This window comes from Limnomicrobium aquaticum (assembly GCF_040545545.1).
Taxonomy (GTDB): Bacteria; Pseudomonadota; Alphaproteobacteria; order Rhizobiales; family Rhizobiaceae; genus Ensifer_A; species Ensifer_A aquaticum.
Genome location: NZ_JBEPMB010000025.1, coordinates 1 through 2,533, shown reverse-complemented (window position 1 = coordinate 2,533; position 2,533 = coordinate 1). Strand labels below are relative to the sequence as shown.

At 59.3% G+C, this 2,533-nt stretch carries 3 protein-coding genes; all 3 read right to left on the bottom strand.

The annotated features are described in order from the left end of the window. Positions 1 to 87 precede the first annotated feature (87 nt). Complete coding sequence (locus ABID16_RS23580) at positions 88 to 939, bottom strand: PhzF family phenazine biosynthesis protein (protein WP_354558824.1); 852 nt, start codon at positions 937 to 939, stop codon at positions 88 to 90. A gap of 15 nt (positions 940 to 954) precedes the next feature. After that, on the bottom strand, positions 955 to 1,269 hold the full coding sequence (locus ABID16_RS23575) for an ACT-like domain-containing protein (protein ID WP_354558823.1): 315 nt from the start codon (positions 1,267 to 1,269) through the stop codon (positions 955 to 957). Between the two features lie 16 nt (positions 1,270 to 1,285). Continuing rightward, positions 1,286 to 2,533, bottom strand: a 1,248-nt coding sequence (locus ABID16_RS23570; protein ID WP_354558822.1) for a thiamine pyrophosphate-dependent enzyme, incomplete at its 5' end; no start/stop codon positions are given.

Sequence of the window (2,533 nt, the reverse complement as noted above, 5' to 3'; positions counted from 1 at the left end):
GGTCGGTATTGCGCCAAAGGCATGGGGGCTGGCGGTAATACCAGCCCGAGAGATAGCAGCTTCTGTTCCGGTGTTGTTGTCATGCGCTTATGCCTCCAGGGTTTGTACTTCACGAATAAGGCGGGCGCTCCCGGAAACGCGAATGCTGGCCCCGGTCTCGGGCGTGATCTCGGCCTTCAATTGTGAAGGCATGCCCATGTCTTCGCCTTGACGAATGACGATGGTGCCTTGATGCGGCCAGCCGATGTCGCGGATGTAGCCCGCGAGCGCCGCTGCCGCTGCGCCGGTTGCGGGATCTTCATAGACGCCGCCAAACGGAAAGGGGTTGCGAGAGTGAAACAGTGTGTCCGTCTCTGCGTAAACCAGATTGAGCGTGACAAAGCCTTCCCGCTCGGCAAAGGCTCGCCCCTTTTCGAGGTCATAGTGCATCGCCTTCAAAGTTTCGCGGGTCTTCAGGGCCAGCACGAGATGATCAGCGCCGCCGTGAGCAATGGCTGGCGGGATGCGACCGTCCAGATCGTCGGGCGTCAAACCAAAAAGATCCAACGCTTCTGTCAGGACCGGGCCTGAAACCGGCCCACTGCGGGTCGGCGGCGACTGAAAAGACGCGCCCCATTCCGCTTCCGAAAGATAGCCGTCAACGGTGATGCGCGCATGGTTGAGACTGAGCCGGAAGAGCCCCGGCTGCTGGTGGCGGGCCAGTGCAGCGCCAAGTGCGATGGTCGCGTGACCGCAAAAATCCACCTCGACCTCCGGCGCGAAATAACGAACGCGCCAGCCTTCATCGCCAGGCGCCGCAAACACCGTTTCAGAATAGCCAACCTGTGCAGCAACCTCTTGCATTACGCCCGGCTCGGGTAGCACGTCGCAAATCACGACGCCCGCCGGATTGCCGCCGCGCTGCCCATTCGAAAAGGCGGCTATATGCTGGAGATTCAATTTCATGCAGCGCTCCTATAGATGTGGTTGAAGTTCAACGTCGTGGACTGAAACAAGCGCCCTCATTTTTTCGGCAAGAATGCCGGCGTCGTCATGACGAAGATCTTGTATTTCAATCATAATCCGGTTTTGGTTTCCATTGCATTCGACGAGTATTTTGGTTGGCATAAGGTCCCGTTGGCCAAAAAGTGCAAGCACTCTGAGGGGTGCCTGGATTTCACCCGACGTCGTGACGAGAAATGCATGACCACGGGATTCGGCCTCGCGGCTCGACACTCTGCCATCGATGGAAATCGGGAACTGTCTTTTTGGGAGATCGGTCGTCATCATGATCTTTCGCACTGGGTCACGTCGCACTGATCAGGACCTCGATGAGGTTTGCTTTTCTACTGGCGATACCCGCCTCAATGGCCGGAGCAACGTCTGCCGCCCGCTGCACGCGTGTCGCAGGTACCCCCATGGACGCCGCCAATGCCACATAGTCGATTCGTGGATTTTCGAGATCCATGGCAAGAAAGTGGTTCAGCCGGTTTGAAACGTAGTTCGTCTGCGACCTCATGAAATTCTTGAGGACGTTGTATTCCCGATTGTTCATGACAACGAAAGTGATCGGGAGTTCTTCATGGGCCGCTGTCCATAGGGACTGCGGAGAATACATGGCCGCCCCGTCGCCGATCAGGCAGACCACAGGCGCGCGACCGAGCCCCAGGGAACAGCCGACCGACGCGGGCATTCCCCAGCCGAGACCACCTCCGCGCATGAACGAATACTGGCTGGATAGGTCGCTGTCGAGAAAAGCGCGCACGTGGCTCGACGTCGCGATCGCTTCATCGACGATGGGGATCTTCGGGCCAATAGCCCTCACGGCCTCGCGCGCGGCGACAAGCGGGGTCATCGGCAGCATGTCCCACTGGTCCTCGGCGAGCTTGAAAAGCTCGACCCGTTTCGCGGCGCGTGCCCGGCCTGCATCATCCACTTGTTTCCTATATGTCGAAGTGCGCTCGCTGGTCATCTCCCTAAGCAAGGGCAGCAGTTCCGTGAGCGATGCCTTGAGATCGCCGACGGCCGAGAGCTTGGTTGCATAGGTCCGGCCGAGATCACGAACGTCGGAGGACAGCTGGTAGACGTCGCACCCGTTTGGAACGGCCGAACCTTCCGTATAGAGGATCGTGATCAGTGATTTCCCGCCAAGGGCAAAGATCGCATCATAGTTCGAGAGCAGATCGGAGAGCGCGCTCGCCTTGGTTGGAAGATTTCCCGCCCAAAGAGAATGCGATGTCGGCACGGGAATGCGTGATGGCCATGATGAGCCGTAAACCTTGGCACCCAGGGATTCGGCAACGGCCATGGCGACGGCGGATGCATCGCTCGCATAGACCTCGTCTCCTGCGATCAGAGCCAGACGGCCAGGGACGATCGAGGATAGTATCCGGGCGAGTTCCGGCAACCCGCCGGCGACGGCGTCCCTGTTGATGACGGAGCGGTCCACCAAACCAACCGTGCTCATTTCCTCCATGACGTCCATCGGCAAGGAGAGGAAGACGGGTCCTGCGGGCGCCGCACCCGCGTCGTTGAACGCGCGACGCACGAGGAT

Excerpts from the sequence above, each read along its gene's own strand:
- ABID16_RS23575 (WP_354558823.1), bottom strand. The coding sequence starts at position 1,269 with ATGATGACGACCGATCTCCCAAAAAGACAGTTCCCGATTTCCATCGAT.